The organism is Ruegeria sp. HKCCE4148, assembly GCF_017872495.1.
Taxonomy (GTDB): domain Bacteria; phylum Pseudomonadota; class Alphaproteobacteria; order Rhodobacterales; family Rhodobacteraceae; genus Ruegeria.
The window spans coordinates 97,863-122,119 of the sequence record NZ_JAEDOS010000008.1 but is presented as its reverse complement, the minus strand read 5'-3'; the positions used below and the strand labels follow the sequence as shown (position 1 = coordinate 122,119).

Genomic DNA, 24,257 nt, shown 5'->3' with positions numbered 1-24,257 from the left:
GCCGCTACGCGGTTTTCAGATGTGGGCGACCGGCCAACAGGTCCGCTGCGGCGCGGGCAATCATCAGTTCTTCATTCGTCGGGATCGCCATGACCACAACGCGGGACAGATCCGTTGAGATGATCCGATCATTGTCCGCATTCGCATCCGGGTTCAGCTCGATCCCCAACCATCCCATTCCGGAACACACCCGGTCGCGCACCAGTCGCGAGTTTTCTCCGATCCCGCCGGTGAATACCAAGGCGTCTATACCGCCCAGAATGGCCGCCATCGCCCCGAGCTCCCGCCGAATACGGAATGTGAAGTAACTGATCGCCTGACGGCTTTCGGGCGTGTCCGCCTTTTCCAAGGTACGCATGTCGTTCGATAACCCCGAAAGGCCCAGCAAGCCTGACTTGCGGAACAGAAGGTCCGAGATTTCGTCGGCGCTTAACCCCTCCTGATCCATCAAGTACAGCACCACACCGGGATCAAGCTGTCCGCAACGCGACCCCATTGGCAGCCCATCCAAAGCCGAAAAACCCATGGTCGAGCCAACAGATCGCCCTCCGATCATTGCACACATTGATGCACCGTTGCCCAGATGGGCAACAACCACGCGACCTTCGTGCAACAACGGGGCCGTCTTGGCCATGTGGTCCGAGATGTATTCATAGCTCAGGCCATGAAAACCGTATCGACGAACGCCCTTCTCATAATACTCGCGTGGCAGGGCAAAAACGTCGTTCTCCCACGGGTGGTTACGGTGAAAGGCCGTGTCGAAACAGGCGATCTGGGCAGCGTTCGGAAACCGTTTCATCGCCGCCTTTGCCCCGGCCAGATTGTGCGGTTGGTGCAATGGCGCGAAGGGCGAAAGCTTGTCCAGCGCTTCAATGGAGGCTTCGGTCAGCGGCAGCGGTGCATCGATATTCGGACCACCGTGGACAACACGATGTCCAAATGCGGTCACCTCGCTGTTTGGAAATGAACGCGCCAGCAGATTCAACACCCAATCCAGGGCCGCGGCATGGTCATGGATTTCGCCCGCCGTGCCACTGGCCAAAACACTGCCATCAGATGACTTGGCTTTGACCAAAGGCTCCCCCTCGCCAATCCGCTCAACCGCCCCGGTGCAAACCATTATCGGATCGTCATTGGTCAACTCGAACAGACCAAATTTCATCGAAGACGATCCAGCGTTCAATGTCACGACATGTGTCATGCGTGTGCTCCGGTTTGCGACATAGTAAATGCATCGTGCAGCGCGGCTACAGCGCAGGACGCCAGCCGCGCCTTGTCGTCATCAGCTCGGCTGGTCAGAATGATGGGCGCTTTGGCCCCCATCACCACCCCTGCCCCTTCTGCATTCGCGATATAGGTCAGTTGCTTGGCCATCATGTTTCCGGCATCCAGATTGGGCACCACCAGAATATCTGTTTTGCCCGCAACGTCCGAGACTATTCCTTTAGATCGCGCAGCAGCGAGGCTGACGGCATTGTCCATGGCAAGGGGGCCATCAACCAACCCTCCTGTGATCTGACCGCGTTCCGCCATTTTCGACAGCAAGGCCGCATCCACCGAAGATCGAATAGCCGGATTGACAGTCTCGATAGCGGAAAGGATGCCCGCCCTGGGTTGTTCGATCCCCAGAGACAAGGCCAGATCGATCGCGTTTTGGACAATGTCTATCTTGGTTTCCAGGTCCGGTTCGATATTTATCGCCGCGTCTGTCACCAATAGCGGTCTGGGTTGCCCTGGCACGTCCATAACAAACACATGGGTAAACCGGCGTCCCGCGCGCAGGCCATTCTCGCGTCGCAGCGCGGCCTTCAACAGTTCATCCGTGTGCAGATGCCCTTTCATCAACGCCTTGGCCCGACCTGCAGCAACAAGATCAACCGCCGTATTGGCTGCGCTGAAATGGTCGCTCTGCGGTATGATCTCAAACTTATCGAGCGTAGCGCCTATTTCGGCGGCCGCGCTGGCGATTTTCTTGGGATCACCGATCAAAATAGGGGCAATGATCGTCTCGTGCGCGGCCAGCAGGGCACCACCCAAAGAATTCGGGTCCTCAGGGGCCACGACCGCCGTCGGCATGGGCGGCAGAGGGCGCACCTTATCCAACATGGCGTCAAAGTGCCGATGCCGTTTGACCACAAGCCCGGGCAATTCCAGTTCGGCAAACGCCAGCTCTTTGTCCGGTGCAACGACAACAGCTTGCCCAGTAACGATCACTGCGCTGTCGGATGGGCGTGTCACAGCTGTATCGAAAACAACTTCTCGGTTCGGTCGCTTTTCTGCAACCGTGACCCTGGACACAAGCTCATCACCCGCATGTGCCCGTTCAATAAAGTTAAAGTTCTGCGACTTGTAGAGCGTCCCTGCGCCCGGCAGAACGTTTCCCAGGACGGCAGAGATCAGAGCCCCCACAAACATGGCAGGCGCAACCGCTTCGTTGGTATGATCACCGTCGCCATCTTCACTTGCCAGATGGAGCGGATTGTGATTGCCGGAATTGTTCGCGAATACATAGAAGTCGTCGACAGAGCAGGTACGAACCAGCTCGGCAGTATCGCCGACCTGAAGCTTGTCATAAGGCTTGTTGTGATACTGCATGAACTTTCGATTCCGTTTCGGTCCGTGTCGCGGCGCTGTGAACTCTCTTGCTGATACTCAGTTTGGCGTTCAATGAAAACGATGCAACAACGCCGCCCGGTTTGGACGCCACTCTACCTTCAGAATGCAACGACTTGATGTCTGTGCGTCCTGAAACTAGGCACATCGAAGACTAAGAGCGCCTCATTCCACCGCCGCCCTGTTTTCGCATCGTCAGGCCGATCCGTTTTCGGGGCACATCCACCTCGACAACGCGGACTTTCACAACCTGCCCGGTTTTGACAACCTCATGCGGGTCTTTGACGAATCGATCTGCCAACTGGCTGACATGGACCAGCCCATCTTGATGAACACCAACATCCACAAATGCCCCGAAGGCGGCCACGTTTGTCACGGTGCCTTCCAGAACCATCCCGGGCTTCAGGTCAGTGATCTCTTCGATGCCATCCGCAAAGGAGGCCGTGACGAAACTTGGGCGAGGATCGCGTCCAGGCTTTTCCAACTCGGCAAAGATGTCCCGAACCGTCGGCAGACCGAAATCTTCTGTCACGAACTGTTCGGCCCTCATTCCTTTCAAAGCTCCGTCATGGCCCATGATGCGTCGAATATCGCGTCCGCAAGCGGCCACAACACGTCGGGCGATGTCATATGCTTCGGGGTGAACCGAAGAGGCGTCCAGCGGCTCTGCGCCATCCCGGATGCGCAGGAAGCCGGCGCATTGTTCAAATGCACGCGGGCCCAGCCGAGCAACGGACAACAGATCTTTACGCGATTGAAACGGCCCATTCAGATCACGATGGGTAACGATGGCCTCTGCCTGTGCCGGACCCAGACCCGACACACGCGACAGCAACGGGGCAGAAGCGGTATTCAGATCGACGCCAACTGCATTCACCACATCTTCAATCGCGGAATCCAGAGACTGGGAAAGCCGGTGTTGATCCACGTCATGCTGATACTGACCGACGCCAATGGATTTGGGCTCGATTTTAACCAGCTCCGCCAACGGGTCCTGCAACCGCCGGGCAATGGACACTGCCCCGCGCAGCGAAACATCCAGATCAGGAAACTCGCGCGCAGCCAGTTCAGAGGCGGAGTAGACCGAAGCCCCCGCCTCGGACACCACCACCTTTGTCGGCGCTTTCACCGTCTTCGGCAGCAGGGAAAGTGTGTCTGCAACCAACCGTTCAGTTTCGCGGCTGGCGGTCCCGTTACCGATGGCGATCAGTTCGATCTGGTGGGCCGAGATCAGATCGAGGATGGTCGCCTGCGCCCCGCGCACGTCCTTCTTAGGCTGAAATGGATAAAGCGTGTCGGTCGCCACCACCTTGCCGGTTGCATCAACAACGGCCGCCTTCACACCGGTGCGGATGCCCGGGTCAAGACCCAAAGTGGCCTTGGCCCCTGCTGGCGCTGCAAAGAGCAAATCCTTCAAATTGCGCGAAAAGACCTGAATGGCTTCGTCCTGCGCTCGGCTGCGCAGATCCGCCATGAGATCAACCATCATCGATAACGACAGTTTTACACGCCACGTCCAGCCCGCAACCTTGCGCAGCCATGCATCTCCTCGCCCCTTCCCGCGCGTTTGTAGATGTGCGGCGACAATCGTCTCGGCCCGCGCCGCGCCAAATTCGGGTTCGGGCGCGATATCCAACGTAACAATGCCTTCTTTCGAGGCGCGCAGCATCGCCAGCGCACGATGCGACGGCACATCGGCCCAAAGCTCGGAATGGTCAAAGTAATCACTAAATTTCGCGCCTTCCTTTTCCTTTCCATCGATGACCTTTGCAGTCAGTATTGCCTCGCGCTGCATGAAGGTCCGCAGTTCGCCCAAAAGTTCAGCGTTTTCCGTCAACCGTTCGGTCAAAATATCCCGCGCCCCGTTTAGCGCGTCGCGCTGGGTCGGTACCGCCTCGGAAAGATAAGCCTTGGCCAGTGTTTCCGGTTCCGCATCACGGTCGGCCAAAATGGCATCGGCCAACGACTCAAGCCCATTTTCCCGCGCAATCATCGCCTTGGTGCGCCGTTTGGGCTTGTACGGCAGGTAAATATCTTCCAGTTGCGCCTTGGTCTCGGCCCGGGCAATTGATTTGCTCAGGTCTTCGGTTAGCTTCCCCTGGTCCCGGATCGAGTTCAGGATGGTTTCACGTCGCGCTTCAAGCTCTCGTAGATAGGTCAGCCGCTCGGACAACAAACGCAACTGGCCATCGTCCAAACCGCCTGTTGCTTCTTTCCGGTAGCGGGCGACAAATGGCACGGTTGCCCCATCATCCAGCAATTTGATCGCGGCTCCGACCTGATTGGAGCCTGCATTAATCTCGGTGGCAATGGTGCGGGCGATACGGTCCAAAGGAGCCTCCTGAAACAACTGTGGAAGGGTGTCTTACCCAGCCGTTTCAACAAGTAAAAGACCCCAGCCCTGAAGCGGTCGCAAAAAATCGGGGCGGTTAATCACGCCCAGCGACAGATGTTTCCAAAGTTGCCCGCAACACTTGGGCGTCAATAGGTTTATAGAGCAACGGAAGATCAGCACGCGCACAGTAGTCAGCAAGGTCAGCGGACCGATTGGCCGAAATAATACACCCAGGCAAAGGGCCAAACGCGTGGAACAGTGCGTTTATTGCATCAATCCCGGTTTCATCGTTATTTAGCTGGTAATCGGCAACAATGACATCTGGCAGTATACCTATTTCTCGTAGTAGACGGGTTGCGTCTTCTCCGCCTTCCGCTTCCAGAACCTCAACACCCCAAGACTCGATGGTCATGCGCAACGCATTGCGCAGGTTCTCATCGTTTTCGATCAGCAAAGTGACAGTGTTGCACGGCAATACAGAGTTTGATTTTTGACGCGCCGAGGGATCGCGCACCACCGGCAGTCTTGTCTTTGCCAGAGGAATTTCAACCGAGAACCCCGAACCTTTGCCAACCTCGGACCGCAAATGGATCGGGTGTCTCAACAACCCGCAGGCCCGTTCAACAATCGCAAGCCCCAACCCCATACCTTCTGCGGCGCTAGCGTCTGAGTGCAAACGCTGAAACTCCTGAAAAACAGTATCTCTGTGATGTGGTGCGATGCCGATGCCAGTATCCCAAACCTCTAGCGACACGGTTTTCTTGCGCCGCCTGACGCCCACCAGCACCTTGCCTGCCTCGGTGTATCGGATCGCATTCGACAACAGGTTTTGTAGAATGCGCCGCAGATAACTTGCATCACTGGTGACAACCGAGCTCGTGCCCACAAAGCGCAAATCCAATCCCTTAGCCTGTGCAACCGGGCGAAATGCGTCCTCAATCTGAGAAAACAGCTGTCCAAGAGGAACTGGGGACAAGTGTACACGAGCGCGCCCTGAATCCAGTTTTGATATGTCCAGTAAAGCCTCGAGAATGTGTTCAACACTGTTCAACGCACTTTCCGCTTTTGCAGCAACAGCCTGGGCATCTTCGCCTTGTAACCCGCTGCCCAGCGACGCCACATACAGCTTTGCGGCTGACAATGGCTGAAGAAGATCGTGACTGGCGGCGGCCACAAAACGCGACTTCGACGCGTTGGCACGCTCGGCCTCATTCAGCGCGTCGGCAAGTTCCACCGTGCGTGACGCCACGCGCTGTTCCAGCAGTTCTTTTGCTTCATATAAGGCCTCGGCTGATTTGCGTTCCGCCGTCACATCCGTAAAAGAGATCACAAAACCCCGATCCGGCATTTCCTGAGCAAAAACAGACAGAATCTTTGAGCGCCCGCGATGCATTTGAAATTGCAGCGGTCGTCGCGAGGTCCTGCGACGCACCCAATTTAACAAGTCCTGTTCGGTGATCCCCTTTTGGAAAGAAATGTTTGCGCTGAGGCGGTTGGACAGAGTGTCGAAACGTGTACCCATCTGAAATTGGGTGATTGGCACAGCCAACAATTCGCTGGCACGATTGTTCCAGCCAATCAGGCGGTGTTTGTTGTCAAATATGCAGACACCCTGTTCGATATGTTCCAAAGTTGCGCGGATCAAGCGGGCTTTGTCATCGAGAATGCGGTCTCTCTCCTGCCGCTCGATACGCATAATGTCGGTTACATCCGTCTGTAGGATCACAGTGCCGCCATCTGGTGTGCGGTGCTCGGACACCTGCATCCAACGATTTCCAACAAGCCGGACATTAAAGACCACGCGATCTTCGCTGTGCCGGTCCAGGCGAGTTTGGCCCCAATCATGCGGGGTCATCCCTTCGGGTAGTGACAGGAACTTGGACTGGCTAAGTAATTCGACATAATCCGAAAACCCGAGCCCGGGGTTCATCCGGTCTTGAATGTCGGGCATATGTGAACCGAAACGGCTGTTGCACAGCACAAGTTGATCATCCCGATTGAACAGAGCAAAGCCTTCCTGAACCGTTTCGATTGCGTTGGCGAGGTCGGCCCGCGCCGCCTCGGTTTCCTGATTGGCCTGCGCCAGCCTTGCGTTTGACTCGTTCAGCAGCTCAAGTGCGCGTTCCAAATCGTCTGTTCTGGCTCGAACCTCTTGCTCCAAAACAGCTGCACGCTGGAACTGCGCATATGCAGCTCCTGAAGCATCTGTCGACTCTTCGACCCGCCGCATAAGAGCTTCGACAATTTTGCGTAGCTTCTCGTTTTGACGCTCTATCGTGTCGGAGGGGTCCGTCAGGTGCTCGATCATGAGTTACTCATCCTCCGGCTGATAAATCGCAACACCGGTGAGCGTCTGGTTCACATGGATTGAATTGTATTGTTCGCCATAGGTCGAAAACCCATACACATGATTGCGCGCCAGAATATCCGAGATGTCGCGCGTCTTCTGCTTTTCCTGCGCCTCTAACCGGCGCAGGATGCAGTCACAGCCCAAAATGGTATCCGGTTGGTGCTTTTCGTTCAGCGCACTAATTTCTGTTTGCAGATGTTCGACCATGTCACGAGGTTCAGCCAGCGTCAGAACCAAACCTTCATCAATGGCCGAGAAAAAAACCAGATCCCCATTGCCAGCCACCTGTTGGATCGCGCGGACGTGATGCTGCCCGCCAATTTGCACGACCACTGGATGGGCGGCAAAGGTGAATGTTGTCAGTTGCTCGGGGTCTTTTCCAAGAATGCGCGCATATTCGCGCGCGGCTGGTTCTGCGTTGATCTCCTGTACAATCCGCTTTGCCGGATCAGCCTTGGTGACAACCATGCGCCGTTGGGCCGGCACTAGGTGATCGGTTTTGAACACTTTGATCGGACAGCGGGTACGAACCTGAGCCAGAATGGCCGCATTGCTGAGCGCACGACCTTCATGCAACACAAAAGTTTGCCCAAATCGCGTTCCATCCCCGGCCGAGCCGCCAAACAAAGGCACCGGCCCCAAGCCAACTGCAAGTTCAGAGGTCAGTGCATCTTCTTTGGTCGACAACCCGTCGATCATCAGGAATGTGAATTCATGCGCCCAGTCAGGCGATGACTCCATCATGGCATGACGATTATTAATCATCTCGTTAATAATGCTCTGCGCATCAATGTTGTTCAGATCGGAAATAAGGACAGTGCGGGCTTCAAAGTGGCTTTGCGGCATGGCAATCGCGACGATTTTGCCTTCACAATAGCCATCATTCGCCAACTCTCCGGCGGTGGTGCAGCCGACAACAGGTGTTGGCGCAAAAATACGCTGAGCTTCGGAAATGACGGCAGACGCATTTGACTTGGAGCTTACGAAAAGAATGACAAGCGCAAAAGGCCCATCACCCAAATCGCGTTCAAGTGATTTGACCGCCTGGGTGCTGTCATAATGTACAAATGCCGTTTTAACGATGCCTGGCGCACGGGCCTGAGCTGTCGCACACCCGACTGCTTGGTCCATCGTGCGTCCTCCCTCAAAGCGCGACGGTTGAATGAGACTATGCCGCTTAGCCCTGCTCTTGCAAGACGCTGGCAAACGACGCTTTCTTGGCGATCAAAACCGCCTGCGTGCGGCTTTGCACACCCAATTTCCGCATGATTGCAGTAACATGCGCCTTTACCGTGGTCTCGGCAATTGAAAGGTCATAGGCGATTTGCTTATTCAATTTGCCTTCGCAGATCAGTTGCAGTATTCGCGATTGCTGATTTGTCAGCGTCGCCAGCCGGTTTACTGCATCGCTGTGTTCGTCGTCTTCTTCCGCCTCGATCAACACGCAGCCTTCGGGCACAAAGATGTCACCTGCTTGCACCGCTTCTATTGCTGTTCGAAACACATCCCGCTGACTGTGCTTGGGCACATAACCAGACGCTCCGGCTTGAATAACTTGATTGACAACACGGCTGTCCGTCAGGGAAGACACCACAATGACCGGCACATTGGCAGCAGCTTTAAGACGCACAAGCCCGTCCAACCCGTCCACATCCGGCAGGTTCAGATCCAGCATGACCGCATCCGGTTTTAATCCTTGCGCCAGTAGATCCATGGCACCTTCCAGCCTGTCCACAGTGTGGATGTCGCCAATCTTCGCCACCGTCTGTAAGGTCATCGACAGAGCGTCGCAAAACAAAGGATGGTCATCAACAATCAGCACATTCTTGAAATCTGTCCGTCGGGCGGAATCGGCAAGCATTTGGTATCGCCTTTTGTAATCCATTTGGTCCCAGCCTAACCAATCCTAACACTCAATGAAAACCGTCCCTACTGGCCGATGGTCGTAGACGACAAATGGTTTGCTTACAGGGAAATGCAGCGTCACAGTGGTCTATATTGGCCGCGCGCAGGGCGGCGACTACACCCAAGGTCTTATAGGCAGGGCAGCCAACACCGCGTAGCGTAACAAAAAATGGTTGGAGACATTGAATGGAACTGAGTGACAGCCGCGTCATAGCTGCGCCACGATCCAAGGTCTGGGATGCGCTCTTGTCGGCGGAGGTTCTGAAAGACTGCGTTCCGGGGTGTCAGGAGATGACAGGCTCGGTTGAAGACGGGTTCGAAGCAACGGTTGTGCAAAAAGTGGGGCCTGTCAAAGCGACCTTCAAAGGGGCCGTCACTCTTTCCGATCTCGTGGCGCTTGAAAGCGTGAAGCTCTCGGGTGAAGGTAAGGGCGGAGCAGCAGGGTTCGCCAAAGGGTCTGCAGATGTGAGTCTGGCAGACGCCCCCGAAGGTACTTTGCTGACATACAGCGTCGACGCTCGTGTTGGCGGCAAGCTGGCCCAGTTGGGAGGACGGATCATCGACGGCGTTGCCAGAAAACTGGCTGATCAGTTCTTTGAGAATTTTCAGAACGCGGTCGAACCGCAACCAGCGCCCGAGGCGGAAACTTCGGATGACGGTGAGGAAAAGGAAGAAAAGAAAGGCTGGTTCAAACGCGTATTGGGCGATTGAACCAAGGGAATTCAGGGAGGAGAAATTCATGAAGATTTCAATGACCGTGAACGGCAAGGCCGTAAGCGGAGACGTTGAGGGCCGGACATTGCTGTCCGGTTTTCTGCGTGAGCATCTGTCTTTGACGGGCACCCATGTCGGTTGTGACACTGCGCAGTGTGGCGCCTGCGTCGTGCATGTGAACGGTGAGGCGGTGAAGTCGTGCAACATGCTGGCGGCTGAGGCTGACGGGGCCGACGTTGGTACAATCGAAGGCCAGGCCAATGCGGATGGATCGCTGAACGTGATCCAACAGGCGTTTCAGGACCACCATGGCCTTCAGTGCGGCTTTTGCACGCCAGGCATGGTGATGAGTGCGGTAGCACTGCTGAAAGAGAACCCGCGCCCAACCGAGGCTGAAATCCGGAAATATCTGGAAGGCAACCTGTGCCGATGCACCGGGTATCACAACATCGTCAAAGCGATCATGGCCGCATCTGGCCAAGACGTTTCCAGCATCGCCGCCGAGTGAGGCGCACAAGAATTTTCGCCGAAAATTCTTTTCCAGGGAGGAGAACAAGCAATGCCCAAAGACAGTGGCATCGGAGCCAGTTCCAAGCGGCGCGAGGACGTGCGCTTTCTGACCGGAGCAGGTAATTACACCGACGACATAAACGTACATGGCCAAGCTTATGTGCATTTTCTGAGATCTGACATTGCGCATGGTCGGATCAAATCAATAGACACCTCTACCGCCGAAGCCATGCCCGGCGTGGTCAAGGTGTTCACCGGCAAGGATTTTGAAGGCGTCGGCGGGATGCCTTGCGGATGGGAAGTGACCGACAAGCATGGCGCTCCGATGCAGGAACCTCCGCATCCTATTCTGGCGCAGGGCAAAGTGCGCCATGTGGGCGATCCGATTGCCGCAGTTGTGGCCGACAGCCTTGAGCAGGCGCGTGACGCTGCCGAAGCCATCGATCTGGACATCGAAGAGCTGCCCGCTGTAATCGACATGAAGGCTGCAGCGCAGGATGGCGCAACGCTGGTTCATGACGATCTAAAGAACAACATCTGTTACGATTGGCAGTTGGGTGAAACTGACGACGCCAAGGTCGATGAAGTCTTTGCCAATGCCGCGCATGTGACGACGCTTGATCTGGTCAACAACCGTCTGGTCGCGAACCCAATGGAACCGCGTGTCGCCGTTGGCGAATACAAGCGTGGAACGGACGAGTATACGCTTTATACCACGTCGCAAAACCCGCACGTGATCCGCCTGTTGATGTGCGCTTTTGTTCTGGGCTTACCCGAACACAAGGTGCGCGTTGTGGCCCCAGACGTTGGCGGTGGCTTCGGCACCAAAATCTTCCACTATGCGGAAGAGGCATTCTGTACCTTCGCTGCCAAAGCTTGTGGCCGTCCGGTCAAGTGGACTTCAAGCCGGTCCGAGGCGTTCATGTCAGATGCCCATGGCCGTGACCATGTCAGCAAGATCGAACTGGCGCTGGATGCAGATAACAATTTCATCGGTCTGCGTACCAACACCTTTGCCAATCTGGGTGCGTATCTGTCGACCTTCTCAAGCTCGGTTCCAACCTGGCTGCATGGGACTCTGATGGCAGGCAACTACAAGACGCCGGTCATTCAGGTGAATGTGAAAGCGATGTTCACCAACACGGTTCCGGTGGATGCCTATCGCGGTGCGGGTCGTCCCGAAGCGACGTTCCAGTTGGAGCGCGTAGTGGATAAGGCAGCGCGCGAGTTGGGCGTCGACCCGATAGCGCTGCGCCGTCAGAACTTTGTCACTCAGTTCCCCTATGACACACCAGTAGCGCTGACCTATGACACCGGGGATTACAACGGAACGATGGACAAGCTTGAGGCCGCTGCTGATCTGGCAGGCTTTGCCGCGCGTCGTACGCAAAGCGAAGCCAAAGGCAAGCTGCGGGGCTTGGGCATCAACTGCTACATCGAAGCGTGTGGCATTGCGCCATCCAACATTGTTGGGATGCTTGGGGCCCGCGCGGGTCTTTATGATGCAGCCACTGTTCGCGTGAACGCCACCGGTTCAATCAGCGTCATGGTCGGCGCACACAGCCACGGACAAGGGCACGAGACCGCCTTCCCACAGGTTGTGGCCGACATGATCGGCATTGATGAGTCGTTGGTCGAAATCGTACATGGCGATACTTCGAAGATTCCGTTTGGAATGGGCACATACGGCTCTCGTTCGTTGGCTGTCTGCGGCTCGGCTATGGTCAAGGCAACTGAGAAGGTGATCGAAAAAGCCAAAAAGATCGCCGCGCACCTGTTGGAAGCGTCCGAGGCCGATATCGAGTTGAAAGACGGTCAGTTTAGTGTAGCAGGAACCGACAAATCGGTGGCCTGGGGCGATGTAACCCTGACGGCCTATGTTCCACACAACTTCCCGCTAGAAGTGGAGCCAGGGCTGGAAGAGACTGCGTTCTATGACCCGGCCAATTTTACCTTCCCGGCTGGTGCCTACGCCTGTGAGGTTGAGGTCGATCCGGATACCGGCCAGGTCAGCATCGAAAAGTTCACGGCGGCGGACGACTTTGGCAACATCATCAACCCGATGATCGTCGACGGTCAGGTGCATGGCGGTATTGGCCAGGGCATCGGCCAGGCTCTGCTTGAGAACTGTGCCTATGATGAGAACGGCCAACTGCTCAGCGCCTCGTACATGGACTACGCCATGCCGCGCGCGGATGATGTGCCGTTTTATGGTGTTGACCATTCCAGCCAGACGCCCTGTACGCACAATCCGCTTGGAGTGAAGGGTTGTGGTGAAGCTGGTGCAATTGGCTCGCCACCTGCAGTGGTCAATGCGGTGCTGGATGCGTTGAACTCGGGCGGGAAGGCGGTGGATCACATCGACATGCCGATGAGCCCGGCTCGCGTCTGGTCGGCGATGAACAGCTGAGGTGTTGGGGTGCGAGGGGCCAGCCCCTCGCGCTCCCCGAGATATTTATAGCCAGATGAAGGGCGGATCCGCGCCTTTCGGAAAGGAAGACGAAATGTACAGTTTCGATTTTGAAAAACCCTCGACCATCGCCGATGCGGTTGCCGCGTTGGGGGCTGAGGATGCGCAGGCTTTGGGAGGCGGGCAGACACTGATCCCGACACTGAAGCAGAGACTTGCCGCGCCATCCAAGCTGGTGTCGATGAGTGGGATAGCCGAGATGCAGGGCGTTTGCGCTGAGGATGACGGGTCCGTCTCGATCGGTGGCGCGACAACGCATGCCACTGTGGAGCGTGACGCTGCCGCTACGTATCCAGCCCTGGCGGCGCTTGCCGGTCAGATCGGTGATCCTGCAGTGCGCAATCGGGGCACCATTGGTGGCTCTGTGGCCAACAATGATCCGGCAGCTTGCTATCCAGCGGGGGTTCTGGGGTCCGGGGCAACCATCGTGACAAATGCGCGTCAGATCGCTGCGGATGCGTTCTTTGAGGGCATGTTTACAACTGCGCTTGACGAAGGTGAAATCATCACCTCGATCCGTTTCCCCGTACCGCAGGCAGCGAGCTATCAAAAGTTCCTGCAGCCCGCGTCACGGTTTGCGTTGGTCGGCGTCTACCTGGCTCGTTTTGCGGATGGCGTGCGCGTTGCTGTGACGGGTGCAAGCGAAGATGGTGTCTTCCGTTGGTCCGAGGCCGAAGAAGCCCTGGACAAGGAATTCCGCCCAGATGCTTTGATGGGCCTTCGGATCAATCCGGCGAACATGATCGCCGATTTGCATGGCAGCAAAGAATACCGCGCGCACCTTGTATCGGTCATGACAAAGCGCGCAATTGAAGCCTGCATGTAAGCATTGTTGAAACGAGAGTCCGCTAAGCCCCGGTTCGCCCCGGGGCTTTTTTTGCGGAAACTCAAAGCTGGCGCGGGAACTTACGTAAAAAGTCAGGCCGCCCGTGACAGAGCGGCCTGACCAAACGATCTACAAATCGTGGGCTTACTCAGCAGCCTGTGTGCTTACAGTGCCGTGTTTGTCGCGCTGGCTGTCGCGGAACAATGCCTTGCCCAGCGAAACGCACATCAGACCCATCACCATTGTGAACGGCAGCGCGCCAATGATCATGGCATTGCGCAATGCATCCATCGGGTTGTTTTCACCCGCTGCCAGGATCAGCGCACCGATCACTGCCGTCAGGATCACGCCCCAGATAATGCGGTGCTTGACACCCGTTTCCTGGCTGCCACCGGACATAATGGTGTTCATCACCAAAATACCCGAGTCAGCAGACGTGACCAGAAAGGTCATGATCAGGATCACGCACATGACGTTCAGCATAGACAGCAAACCACCGTCGATCATGTAGGACAGCGTCACGAACAGCTTGTTGGTGTTCGATGCCCCGATGATCGCACCTTCAGCGGCGCCTGCCAGTTCCAAATCAATCGCAGTACCGCCCAATACGGTCATCCATGCAAAGCAGACCAGTGCCGGTGCGAACACGCAGCCCAGGATGAACTCACGGACAGTGCGACCTTTGGAGATACGCGCCAGGAACAGGCCCACAAAGGGCGAGAACGCGATCCACCAGGCCCAGTAGAAGGTAGTCCAACCAGCCTGCCAACCGAACTGACGGCCTTGCTCACCGGCTGCATAAGCTGCGGCCAAGGTCGCTTCGTCCAACTCGGCTGCTGCGCCTTCCAGCCCGCCCTTGAAGCCGTCAAAGCTACCCCAGGCGTTGGTTGCACCACCCATCAGGTCTGCTGCGTGAGCTTGCGCCTCGGCGGGTAGAGCCGCAGCAAATGCTTCGGCCGACAGGGGGCCGTAGGCATTAAAGCTAAGCGACAGGAAGTGAAGGATGTAGTCGATCATCGCTGAGCCATATGTGGTCATGGCAAAGACAAACGAACCGAATACGATAAATGTGCCCAGCAGGATTATCGACAGGACGAGGTTCAGGTTCGACAGGTATTTCACACCCCGGCCAACACCCGATACAGCCGAGATGATCGACAACGTCATGATGACGATCAGACCGGTGATCAGGCCAACTTTGCTGGGAGTCGGAACTTCTCCGCCCAGATCCATGACCCAGCCCATACCGGTGATGGCGTAGACGCCGTCAATAAACTGGCTGACCCCGTAACCGATAGTAACGGACACACCTAGGATCGTTGCAACAACGCCCAAAACATCGACCACATGGCCGAAAAAGCCGTTGACGAAACGACCAAACAGCGGTGTCAACGCCGAGCGGATCGTGAGCGGCATGTCGCGCGTGTATGCGTAGTAGGCCAGCGACAGACCAGTCACGACGTAGATCGCCCACGCATGGAAGCCATAGTGCAAGTAGGTGAAGCGGTAAGCCGATTGCAGGGCTTCAGGCGTGTTGCCTTCAACCGCTCCAGACACGACCACGGGGTTTGATCCCCAAAGGCCCAGCGGTTCTGCTGTGGCGAACACCATCAGGCCTACACCCAGACCGGCTCCAAACATCATGGAAAACCATGAGAAATTCGAGAATTCAGGTTTTTCTCCAGGAGTACCCATGACCCGGCGACCCGTTGCCGGAATGATGGCCACGATGGCAAGGAAGAAGAAAAACAGGCCTACAATTACGACATAGAAACTGTTGAAAACTTCGAGCAACTGTCCGTTCAGGCTGCCCAGCGTGCTATTCGCATTTGCGGGGAAAACCAGAGCCCACAAAACCAAGCCAACCATGATCGCCTTACTGATAAGGGCAATCGGGACGCTGTAGTTTTCATAGAAACCGGCATCCGCCGTTTCTATTTCAACGTCCGTAAAAGGTTCAGGTATCGACATGTTGGGTGCTCCTCCTTGCGTATGCCGTTTTGGATTATGTAACTGAGCAGGTTGATTTCCCGGGTCACTAAGCGAAACGCTCTGCTCCACAGGCCAGATCAACTGAGAACCTTGCACAGTTCAGATTTGAGCTACGGTCAATTGACCACGCTTGGCTGCATGGCTTACCGTTTATCTTCTCCCGGTTTTTTAACCACTTGCATACGCCTCTGGATTTTCCGGCATACGTTGAAGCCGCTTGACCAAAGCGCGCAAGCACAAATATTTTTGCGTTTTTCAACTTGGAATAAATATATGCTAGGTGAGGGTAGCTCAGTCAAAAAGGCGACACTTACACCTCAGTATACGACTAACACATTCGCTCATTTTAGTGTTAGCGACACCATCAAGCGCTGCAACGCGTCACTGAGGTTTTAGACAGTTGTTGTTGGGCTCTCAGTGGCGCCTGGTATTCCTTGAAGAGCATGAGAACACTTGGACACCGGGCCTTCTTGTTTTCGCGACATAGGTTTTCAGGGTGAAATTCCTGTTTAACCCCGCATGCACAGTTATGAATTGGTATTACAGGCCGCGCGCAATGAGGCGAGTACAGCGCTGGCATGGAAACGCCTGGTTCAGTCTGATCGGGCGCAGGCGCGTTTAGGCGCGACCCAAATCCGTTTCACGCCCTTGCGAGCAAGCATCCCAGCACGCCGCCTACAAAGCCTTGGATACTTCAACCAACGCGTGGTGAACTGAGATCGCATAGCTGCGCGGCGCGTACACCGAAAAGGCCATCCCAGCCTCATTGCAACGCAGCAAGCATCCCACGTGGTGAATGGCGGTACGACTGAAAGCCCCGGCGAGCATCTGTTCAACATCCAGGACGGTCAGGCGTTGTAACAGATCGACTACGCCTTGACCCGATACGTCCATCCGCACAAAGGCATCCGTCTGATCAGTGACCGAGGCGACACCTGCCAATTCATCCACGAGCCGACGGGCCAAGACCAACGGGCCGGAAAGCGCTTCTTCACACAGGTTTTGATCAGCACCCAACCAATGCAAGCTTCTGTTTTCGCCTTGTTCGCTGCGCCCCGGCTTTGGAGCGACAACGGAACACACGGTCTCTAGCCTGGCTTTTAGCGCTTCTTCCTGACCCAAACGGGCAGAGATTGAAGCCAGGGCGATATCATCTCGTTCCTGAAGGGTAAGCGATCCAATCACATCTTTGCGGGGCTCAATGCCGCCTAAGGCAGTCTTGGCAACAAAATCACGCACGGAGCCTGTCTCCTTCAGGGTCAACGAAATGGGCACTGACAAGGGTTGCTTTGATGTTCGAATTGTCTACCGGGCTCACAACCTGAACAACTTCACCCAGACGTTGCGATCCGCGTTCCACAAAGGCAAGACCGATACTGCTGGACAAGTGTGGAGAGTATCCTGCTGAAGTGACATAGCCCTGATCGTTCTGCCGCAAATGCGGTGCACCCTCGGCAAAGACATGCGCCCCTGCCAACACAGTGTCAGAGTTCTCAACGGGTTGAATGCCAACCAGCGCCAGACCCTCGGGATCAACCAAAGCCGCGCGCGCGCTGAGCGGCGCGCCGATACTGTCTTTTTTGGTCGAAACCATGCGCCCCATACCCAGATTATGGGCGCTGATGGTTCCGTTCAGTTCATTCCCCGTGACATGGCCTTTTTCGATCCGCAATACGCCCAAGGCTTCCATCCCGTATGGGGTTACACCCAAGGGTTTGCCAAGTTCCATCAGATGCCGGATCAATGCGTCGCCGTACCGGGTGGGAACCGCCAGCTCAAACGCCAACTCGCCGGAAAACGAGATGCGGAACAGTCGGGCGGGGACACCGCCTGCAATGGTGATTTCTGCACAACCCATAAATGGGAATGCCTCATTGCTGATGTCAAATGTGTCATCAACAACTTGCTGCAACAGCTCTCGAGATTTCGGGCCCGCCACGGCAAACTGAGCCCAGGCGTCTGTGGTCGAGATCAGCTGCACGTCCATGTCCGGGAACAGGCATTGATGCACAAATTCCATATGGCGATAAACACCAACGGCATTGGCCGTCGTCGTAGTCACCACAAAATGGTCCTCGGCCAAACGCGCGGCGGTACCGTCATCCATAACAAGACCATCTTCGCGTAACATCAGCCCATATCGGGTCTTGCCCACGGGCAGCTTGGCAAACCCGTTGCAATAGACCTTGTTCAGAAACGCCGCTGCATCGGTGCCCTGTACGTCGATTTTACCCAGCGTGGTCACGTCACAAACACCGACGCCGCTGCGCACGGCCAGAACCTCGCGGTCTACCGATTGACGCCAATGGGTTTCACCGGACTGCGGGAACCATTGTGCGCGCAGCCAGGGGCCAACTTCGACAAACACCGCGCCCTGTTCTTCAGCCCATTGGTGGCTGGGCGTCAGACGGGTGGGCCTGAATTCCTTGCCGACCGAGCGCCCGGCCCAAGCTCCCAGCGACACCGGAGAATACGGCGGGCGGAATATGGTAGTACCGGTTTCTGGAATACTCTTGCCGGTGATCTCGGCCATCACGGCCAAAGCACCCACATTAGCCGTCTTGCCCTGATCGGTCGCCATTCCAAGCGTGGTGTACCGTTTCAGGTGTTCAACGCTGCGAAACCCTTCCTGTTCGGCAAGTCTAACGTCCTTAACAGTCACGTCGTTCTGGAAATCCAGCCAGGCGCGGCCTTTGCCAGGCACATGCCATAGCGGCGTGATCCGAACCGCCTCGTCATTGCTCTTTGGCAGATCGATTGCGCTGGCTTTAAGCCCCAGCCCCTCCAGCGCCGTAAGCGCTGCGTTGCAGCCCGAAACTAACGCGCCAGCTGTGGTAAGATCACCGGCTGCTGCCCCTGCCACGTTCATGCCCTGTGGCAGATCAGCAGAAGGCACGAAAGCCGCAAGTTCCTCGGACCATTGGGGACGACCGCGCTGGTGGCATGTCAGCTGTACATTTGGGTTCCACCCGCCCGAGACGCCCAATCCACTTACTTCAATCGGCCGGGTTTTACCATCAGACAGCTGCACGGTGATCATTTTCAGGCCCAGTCGGCCCTGCGTATCCGTGACCTGTGCACCCGCCAGCAACTCGCATTCTGCAATGCGCGTGACATCGCGACGGGGATCAATCACGGCGACAACCTTAACACCGGCGCGGATCAGGTCTTGCGCAACAAAGTGGCCTTCGTCGTTATTTGTGAAGATTGCAACGCGCTGACCCGGCGTCACTGCCCAGCGGTTTGCGTATTCACGCATCGCGCCTGCCAGCATAATGCCCGGACGATCGTTATTCGCAAACGCGATGGGCCGCTCGGTCGCACCGGCGCACAGCACCGACCTTTTTGAGTAGATCCGCCACAGGATCTGACGCGGCTTGCCCACCTCGGGCGTAGCAAGGTGATCCGACACGCGCTCGAGCGCGCCAAAGATGCCATGGTCATACACACCAAACACGGTGGTACGCGTCAGCAGGCGGACATTGTCCATCGACGCCAGCTCGCCCAGAACCTGCGCGACCCAATCGGAATTCGAAACATCCTCGAACCTGTCGCTATCGGCTAGCGAGCGACCGCCCATCTGACTGTCTTCATCAGCCAGAATGACCCTTGCTCCAGCACGAGCCGCCGTCAAAGCGGCGATCAAGCCCGAAGGTCCCGCCCCGATCACCAGCACGTCACAATGCAGATACCCTTTATCGTAAATATCCGGGTCATCCTTTTGCGACAGGCTGCCCAGACCAGCGGCCCGGCGGATCATCGGTTCGTAGAGCTTTTCCCAGAACGCTTTGGGCCACATGAACGTTTTGTAGTAGAACCCCGCCGTCAGAAAAGGAGACAACCGGTCATTGATAGAGAGTACGTCAAACGCCAAAGAGGGCCAACGGTTTTGCGAGCGCGCCTCAAGCCCGTCAAACAACTCAACGGTCGTTGCCCGCGTATTGGGTTCCTGTCGGTCGCCCGTGCGCAATTCGACCAGCGCGTTGGGTTCTTCAGAACCCGACGCCAGAACACCCCGCGGTCGGTGATATTTGAAAGATCGGCCAACCAACCGCACATCATTGGCCAAAAGGGCCGAGGCAAGCGTGTCGCCCTGATACCCTTCGTATGACTTCCCATCGAAGGTAAAACACAGCTTTTTCGAGCGGTCGACCAAGCCCCCTTGCAAGCGATTTTTCTGAGTCATTTCCCGCGCCCCATCTTGCGGGCAACATCCCGCGCCAGTTCCGTTGCCAGAATTTCATGCGTCATTGTATTGCGGGTAACCACCAGCCAGGACCGGTCCCCCTGCTCATGAAACCAAAGCTCGCGATGCGTCCCCGCAGGGTTGTCTCGCAAGTAGACATAGTCGTGAAATTCGTCTTGCGCCGTTTCTGACTGCCAATCTGGCCGTTCGATCAACGCGGCATCGCCCAGATAGGTGAACTCGGATGCATCACGCGGGCCAAGCAGTGGGTGATTAATGATCATGTCCTGGCTTCCTCAGTGCAGATTCGGTTGCGCGCCCGCGCCTCTTTCGTCGATCATTCGACCCGTTCTGAAGCGGTCGAGACGATACGCGGTGGCGACTTCATGCGGGCGATCTGTGGCCATCAAATGCGCAAAGCAAAAGCCCGAGGCCGGCGTTGCCTTGAAGCCGCCATAGCACCAACCGCCGTTGAAATAGAGACCGTCTACACCGGTGTGGTCAATAAACGGCGACCCGTCCATCGACATGTCCATCACTCCGCCCCACATGCGCAGCAGGCGTGTTCGGCCGATCATCGGCATAAGGGACATACCCCCTTCAACGACATCTTCGACCACCGGCAGGTTGCCGCGTTGTGCATAGGTGTTGTAGCCATCGATATCGCCACCAAACACCAACCCCCCTTTGTCAGACTGGCTGATATAGAAATGCCCGGCCCCATAGGTGATCACACCGTCCAAAACTGGTTTCAGCCCCTCGGACACAAAGGCCTGCAGCACATGGCTTTCGATCGGCAGACGCAGTCCCGCATGGGCCATCACCCGGCCGGACGAACCCGCAACTGCAACGCCCACTTTCTTGGCGCCGATGTAACCCCGCGTGGTTTCAACACCCAGAACCTTGCCGTTCTCGATGCGAAATCCAGTGACCTCGCAGTTCTGAATAATATCGACACCGCGTTGGTCCGCTGCACGGGCATAGCCCCAGGCCACTCCGTCATGCCGCGCTGTACCACCGCGGCGGTGCAGCAGTCCGCCGAGGATCGGGAAACGTGCATCATCAAAATTCAGGAACGGATACATCGCACGCACACCGTCGGTGTCCAGCAATTCGGCCCCCGAGTCGGTGAACATCATCGCATTGCCCCGACGGCGATACGCATCGCGCTGTGAATCCGTGTGGCACAGGTTCAGAATGCCACGCTGACTGACCATCGCGTTGTAGTTAAGGTCCTGCTCAAGGTTCTCCCAGAGTTTCAGCGACAACTCATAGAACGGCTGATTGCCGTCCAGCAAGTAATTGGCTCGAATGATCGTGGTATTCCGGCCCACATTGCCACCACCGATCCAGCCCTTCTCCAACACTGCAACGCGGGCTGCATTATGTTCCTTCGCCAAATAGTAAGCCGTTGCCAGACCGTGACCGCCGCCACCGATGACGATAAAATCATAGTCCGATTGCGGCTCGGGATCCCGCCACGCGGGGCCCCAGCCCCTGTGTCCGTTCAGAACCTGTCGCAAAATAGCGAGCGCCGAATACCGCATGTGGAAGTGTTCCTAACTTTCTGTGCACCAACGCATCGTGACGCACTCCAATCGCCTCTGTCAGTGCATATTCCGTCATGCACTTTAACAACAGCGACAAATTTAGGATGTTCAGGGAACGTTCGCCGCAGAAATTAAAACGCAAGTCCTTCTTTTCGCCAAATAGTTCATTAGCTCAAAGAAAGAAGCAGAAGAGCTGGTGTCTTAGCACCACCTGACGCCCGGAAAGCCCTGCGCTTCACGCCCCGGACTTTTGCACATTCGCCGCAAAGCAATATCCGATACCGTGAACCGTCTTGATATATGTGGGGTCGGTCGGGTCGGGCTCGATCTTCTTGCGAAGACGCAAAACATGAACGTCTATTGTTCGGTCGCCTACGACAGTGTCCCGGCCCCGCGCCTTGTCCAGCAACTGATCACGGGAAAACACAATATGCGGGCTTAGGACAAACGCCTGCAAAACATCAAATTCCGTTGTGGTCAAAGGCGTTTGCTGACCACTGTCTTTGGATGTCAACGTCCGTTCATAAGGGTTCAGAACCCAGTCGCCGAACATGATCAGTGGAGACCCAGACCCATTTGCAGAGCTCACGTCCTCGTCCCCGCGGCTTCGACGCAACACAGTCCGGATGCGTGCCAGCACTTCACGCGCTTCGAAGGGCTTGGTGATATAATCGTCAGCACCAAATTCCAATCCTACAACGCGGTCAAAAATGTCGTCGCGGCCCGACAAAACGATGATCGGAATATTCGATTCGACCCGTAACTGGCGGGTAATGTCAAAACCACTGCGTCCCGGCAGGCCAATGTCCAACAGGATCAAATCCACGCCACCTTGCGCCAGGATCGCATCCATCGCATCGCCGTCCGCCGCACAGGTGACCTGACAACCCTGCTTCTCCAGATACCTCTGCAAGAACGAGGTGATCTGGGGATCATCATCAACTACAAGAATATGTTCTTTGACCATAATGGCTTTCTAGCGTTTTTTACAGGCTGGCGCTGATCCGTTGTACCGGCGGCCACCTGGGTCGTGCAAGCCGCGAACGGTAACAGAATTCCTCGCAACAAACGGCATCAGAACCGCAAAAAATGCAGCCCCTGCCCCTCGGGCATGGCTTCGATCTCTGCCGGAATTATGGCTAAACCGTCGGCTTGCGCCAACAGTGCGACGCGCCCGCTGTAGGATGGGGCCATTAACCGAAGGCGGGGCGCACCTTCTACGGACACGCCTTCGATCTGGACCGGGCGATACTCCTGACGACCCGCGCGGCGCTGAAGCGGCTCGGCCAGAACCGCCTGCTCTGGCATTTGAGGCGTGCGATGCAGCCCGGCCCGCCGCGCCATCATCTGCGATCCAATGATCTGCCAGGTCACATAGGCAGACACCGGGTTACCCGGCAGCCCGATATATAAAGCACCCTCTCGCCGTCCGAACATGATCGGTTTTCCGGGTTTCATCGCAACCTTCATCACATCAGTCTGGCCGCCTATTTCCGCGAATAGGCGTGGCATATGATCTTCATCCCCGACAGATACACCACCCGTGGTAATAATCAGATCAGAGGTTTCACAGGCTTCACGCAAGACCTGTTCCAGCAAGACCGGGTTGTCTTCAACCGGGCCCTTGTCGGTCAGCTCGATCCACGGCTTGTCCAACAATGCCAACAGCATATAGCGGTTCGAATTGTAAATCTGGCCGGGGCCCAACTCTTCGCCCGGCTGCTTCAACTCGCTTCCTGTCGAGAAGATTGTAACTTTCAGTTTGCGGACCACTTTCACCGCTCCGTACCCGGCCGAGGCCAAAGCGGCTGCTTCACGCGCCGTGATCTCGCATCCCCGGCGCAAGATCGGGGCACCTGCTTTCAGGTCCTCGCCCACGCGGCGGATATGCTGCCCTGGTTTCGGGCGGCGGGTGAACCGGATGCCGGTTTCGGTCGTCTCGCAGTCCTCCTGCATCAGCACCGCGTCGAAATCATCAGGAACCGGAGCACCAGTGAAGATGCGCAGTGCACTGCCTGCCGGGGCCGAATGCGCGCCGCTGTCGCCAGCTGCAATACGTCCAGCGACGGGCAAATCGAACAGTGGGCCATCGCTCAGATCCTGAGTCCGAACCGCATAGCCGTCCATCGCCGAATTATCAAAGGCTGGCATGTCGACCTTGCTGACACAGTCCTCTGCCAGAACCCGTCCAATCGCTTGAATCAACGGCAATGTTTCCGTGTCGGTCAACGGATCAGAAACGGCCAAACCGCGGTTCTGTGCCTGATCGACAGATAGGTACATGTGAGCGTGGCGGTCACAGGCGCATCCATCAGCCATTTTTGTTCTCCAATTGTTCGAACAGCGCTTCAAATCCAGCCTGCTCAGCCTCGCCGAGTTTGGGCAGATAGGCGCGCGCTTCTTCCAGGTTCGAGTTGGGATCGCCGACAACCAGCAGCATGACCATGCCATGGCGGCCATGCACGCGGCAGCGGATGCCATACACACCCTCTTTCTCGAAGGTCAAGTCCATCTCGGGCTTGCCTCTGATCTCGAAACTACGGGCTCTGACGGGGATCATTCGGATAATCGACGTTACCGTGTGACGCCCAGTAGACCCTTTGAAACGCACGGTTGCCCCAGCGGGGACACGCAACAGGTTCGGTTCAAACCGAAAGGTATGCGCCGGGGTATCGGCGTTCAAATCGATGATCTGATGCACAACGGCAACCTCGGGAACATCCGAGGCCTTCGCGACAGGAGCAAATGCCAATACCCCTGCCAAAATCGCTGCACATGGTTTCAGCGAAAATACCATCTGTCCCTC

The 24,257-nt window shown here is 56.5% G+C and carries 18 protein-coding genes; 4 read left to right on the top strand and 14 right to left on the bottom strand.

Going from position 1 to position 24,257, the window contains the following annotated elements; genetic code table 11:
- Positions 1 to 4 precede the first annotated feature (4 nt).
- The 6 genes from I9187_RS17970 to I9187_RS17945 form a co-directional block, all read right to left on the bottom strand.
- A complete protein-coding gene (locus I9187_RS17970) occupies positions 5 to 1,201 on the bottom strand; it encodes an acetate/propionate family kinase (protein ID WP_171177070.1) in 1,197 nt (398 codons plus the stop codon).
- Positions 1,198 to 2,595, bottom strand: a complete 1,398-nt coding sequence (locus tag I9187_RS17965; RefSeq protein ID WP_171177073.1) for a bifunctional enoyl-CoA hydratase/phosphate acetyltransferase — start codon at positions 2,593 to 2,595, stop codon at positions 1,198 to 1,200. The genes I9187_RS17970 and I9187_RS17965 overlap by 4 nt, the downstream gene beginning before the upstream one ends.
- Before the next feature lie 172 nt (positions 2,596 to 2,767).
- A complete protein-coding gene (locus tag I9187_RS17960) occupies positions 2,768 to 4,945 on the bottom strand; it encodes a Tex family protein (RefSeq protein ID WP_171238298.1) in 2,178 nt (725 codons plus the stop codon).
- A 97-nt stretch (positions 4,946 to 5,042) separates the two neighbouring features.
- Positions 5,043 to 7,256: a PAS-domain containing protein gene (locus I9187_RS17955; protein WP_171177077.1), complete on the bottom strand. Its 2,214-nt coding sequence runs from the start codon at positions 7,254 to 7,256 to the stop codon at positions 5,043 to 5,045.
- A 3-nt stretch (positions 7,257 to 7,259) separates the two neighbouring features.
- Entirely contained in the window at positions 7,260 to 8,429 is a 1,170-nt protein-coding gene (locus I9187_RS17950) for an FIST N-terminal domain-containing protein (RefSeq protein ID WP_171177079.1), read from the bottom strand.
- A gap of 46 nt (positions 8,430 to 8,475) precedes the next feature.
- Positions 8,476 to 9,159: a response regulator transcription factor gene (locus I9187_RS17945; RefSeq protein WP_171177081.1), complete on the bottom strand. Its 684-nt coding sequence runs from the start codon at positions 9,157 to 9,159 to the stop codon at positions 8,476 to 8,478.
- Positions 9,160 to 9,389: 230 nt separating this feature from the next.
- Between I9187_RS17945 and I9187_RS17940 the strand changes: the two genes are divergently transcribed.
- The 4 genes from I9187_RS17940 to I9187_RS17925 all read left to right on the top strand — a co-directional run bounded on the left by I9187_RS17940 (position 9,390) and on the right by I9187_RS17925 (position 13,723).
- Positions 9,390 to 9,914, top strand: a complete 525-nt coding sequence (locus I9187_RS17940; RefSeq protein WP_171238297.1) for a carbon monoxide dehydrogenase subunit G — start codon at positions 9,390 to 9,392, stop codon at positions 9,912 to 9,914.
- 28 nt (positions 9,915 to 9,942) lie between these two features.
- On the top strand, positions 9,943 to 10,425 hold the full coding sequence (locus I9187_RS17935) for a (2Fe-2S)-binding protein (protein WP_209509363.1): 483 nt from the start codon (positions 9,943 to 9,945) through the stop codon (positions 10,423 to 10,425).
- Between the two features lie 51 nt (positions 10,426 to 10,476).
- Complete coding sequence (locus I9187_RS17930; protein ID WP_171177087.1) at positions 10,477 to 12,837, top strand: xanthine dehydrogenase family protein molybdopterin-binding subunit; 2,361 nt, start codon at positions 10,477 to 10,479, stop codon at positions 12,835 to 12,837.
- Between the two features lie 94 nt (positions 12,838 to 12,931).
- Entirely contained in the window at positions 12,932 to 13,723 is a 792-nt protein-coding gene (locus I9187_RS17925) for a xanthine dehydrogenase family protein subunit M (RefSeq protein WP_171177089.1), read from the top strand.
- A gap of 144 nt (positions 13,724 to 13,867) precedes the next feature.
- Here I9187_RS17925 and I9187_RS17920 read toward each other — a convergent pair whose 3' ends face one another.
- The 8 genes from I9187_RS17920 to I9187_RS17885 form a co-directional block, all read right to left on the bottom strand.
- Positions 13,868 to 15,694, bottom strand: a complete 1,827-nt coding sequence (locus I9187_RS17920; RefSeq protein ID WP_171177091.1) for a BCCT family transporter — start codon at positions 15,692 to 15,694, stop codon at positions 13,868 to 13,870.
- Between the two features lie 696 nt (positions 15,695 to 16,390).
- The gene (locus I9187_RS17915) at positions 16,391 to 16,954 is read right to left on the bottom strand and encodes a sarcosine oxidase subunit gamma (RefSeq protein WP_209509362.1); all 564 of its coding nucleotides are present in this window, start codon (positions 16,952 to 16,954) and stop codon (positions 16,391 to 16,393) included.
- Complete coding sequence (locus tag I9187_RS17910; RefSeq protein WP_209940285.1) at positions 16,947 to 19,901, bottom strand: sarcosine oxidase subunit alpha family protein; 2,955 nt, start codon at positions 19,899 to 19,901, stop codon at positions 16,947 to 16,949. The genes I9187_RS17915 and I9187_RS17910 overlap by 8 nt, the downstream gene beginning before the upstream one ends.
- The gene (locus I9187_RS17905; protein ID WP_171177097.1) at positions 19,898 to 20,185 is read right to left on the bottom strand and encodes a sarcosine oxidase subunit delta; all 288 of its coding nucleotides are present in this window, start codon (positions 20,183 to 20,185) and stop codon (positions 19,898 to 19,900) included. The genes I9187_RS17910 and I9187_RS17905 overlap by 4 nt, the downstream gene beginning before the upstream one ends.
- A gap of 12 nt (positions 20,186 to 20,197) precedes the next feature.
- The gene (locus I9187_RS17900; RefSeq protein ID WP_171177099.1) at positions 20,198 to 21,448 is read right to left on the bottom strand and encodes a sarcosine oxidase subunit beta family protein; all 1,251 of its coding nucleotides are present in this window, start codon (positions 21,446 to 21,448) and stop codon (positions 20,198 to 20,200) included.
- A 238-nt stretch (positions 21,449 to 21,686) separates the two neighbouring features.
- Positions 21,687 to 22,418, bottom strand: a complete 732-nt coding sequence (locus tag I9187_RS17895) for a response regulator transcription factor (protein WP_171235114.1) — start codon at positions 22,416 to 22,418, stop codon at positions 21,687 to 21,689.
- Positions 22,419 to 22,525: 107 nt separating this feature from the next.
- Positions 22,526 to 23,770: a gephyrin-like molybdotransferase Glp gene (glp, locus tag I9187_RS17890; protein WP_171177103.1), complete on the bottom strand. Its 1,245-nt coding sequence runs from the start codon at positions 23,768 to 23,770 to the stop codon at positions 22,526 to 22,528.
- The gene (locus I9187_RS17885) at positions 23,763 to 24,248 is read right to left on the bottom strand and encodes a hypothetical protein (RefSeq protein WP_171238294.1); all 486 of its coding nucleotides are present in this window, start codon (positions 24,246 to 24,248) and stop codon (positions 23,763 to 23,765) included. The genes glp and I9187_RS17885 overlap by 8 nt, the downstream gene beginning before the upstream one ends.
- Positions 24,249 to 24,257: the final 9 nt, after the last annotated feature.

Coding starts and splice junctions, on each gene's coding strand:
- I9187_RS17970 (WP_171177070.1), bottom strand. CDS start 1,201: ATGACACATGTCGTGACATTGAACGCTGGATCGTCTTCGATGAAATTT.
- I9187_RS17965 (WP_171177073.1), bottom strand. CDS start 2,595: ATGCAGTATCACAACAAGCCTTATGACAAGCTTCAGGTCGGCGATACT.
- I9187_RS17955 (WP_171177077.1), bottom strand. CDS start 7,256: ATGATCGAGCACCTGACGGACCCCTCCGACACGATAGAGCGTCAAAAC.
- I9187_RS17950 (WP_171177079.1), bottom strand. CDS start 8,429: ATGGACCAAGCAGTCGGGTGTGCGACAGCTCAGGCCCGTGCGCCAGGC.
- I9187_RS17945 (WP_171177081.1), bottom strand. CDS start 9,159: ATGCTTGCCGATTCCGCCCGACGGACAGATTTCAAGAATGTGCTGATT.
- I9187_RS17940 (WP_171238297.1), top strand. CDS start 9,390: ATGGAACTGAGTGACAGCCGCGTCATAGCTGCGCCACGATCCAAGGTC.
- I9187_RS17935 (WP_209509363.1), top strand. CDS start 9,943: ATGAAGATTTCAATGACCGTGAACGGCAAGGCCGTAAGCGGAGACGTT.
- I9187_RS17930 (WP_171177087.1), top strand. CDS start 10,477: ATGCCCAAAGACAGTGGCATCGGAGCCAGTTCCAAGCGGCGCGAGGAC.
- I9187_RS17925 (WP_171177089.1), top strand. CDS start 12,932: ATGTACAGTTTCGATTTTGAAAAACCCTCGACCATCGCCGATGCGGTT.
- I9187_RS17920 (WP_171177091.1), bottom strand. CDS start 15,694: ATGTCGATACCTGAACCTTTTACGGACGTTGAAATAGAAACGGCGGAT.
- I9187_RS17910 (WP_209940285.1), bottom strand. CDS start 19,901: ATGACTCAGAAAAATCGCTTGCAAGGGGGCTTGGTCGACCGCTCGAAA.
- I9187_RS17905 (WP_171177097.1), bottom strand. CDS start 20,185: ATGATCATTAATCACCCACTGCTTGGCCCGCGTGATGCATCCGAGTTC.
- I9187_RS17900 (WP_171177099.1), bottom strand. CDS start 21,448: ATGCGGTATTCGGCGCTCGCTATTTTGCGACAGGTTCTGAACGGACAC.
- I9187_RS17895 (WP_171235114.1), bottom strand. CDS start 22,418: ATGGTCAAAGAACATATTCTTGTAGTTGATGATGATCCCCAGATCACC.
- glp (WP_171177103.1), bottom strand. CDS start 23,770: ATGGCTGATGGATGCGCCTGTGACCGCCACGCTCACATGTACCTATCT.
- I9187_RS17885 (WP_171238294.1), bottom strand. CDS start 24,248: ATGGTATTTTCGCTGAAACCATGTGCAGCGATTTTGGCAGGGGTATTG.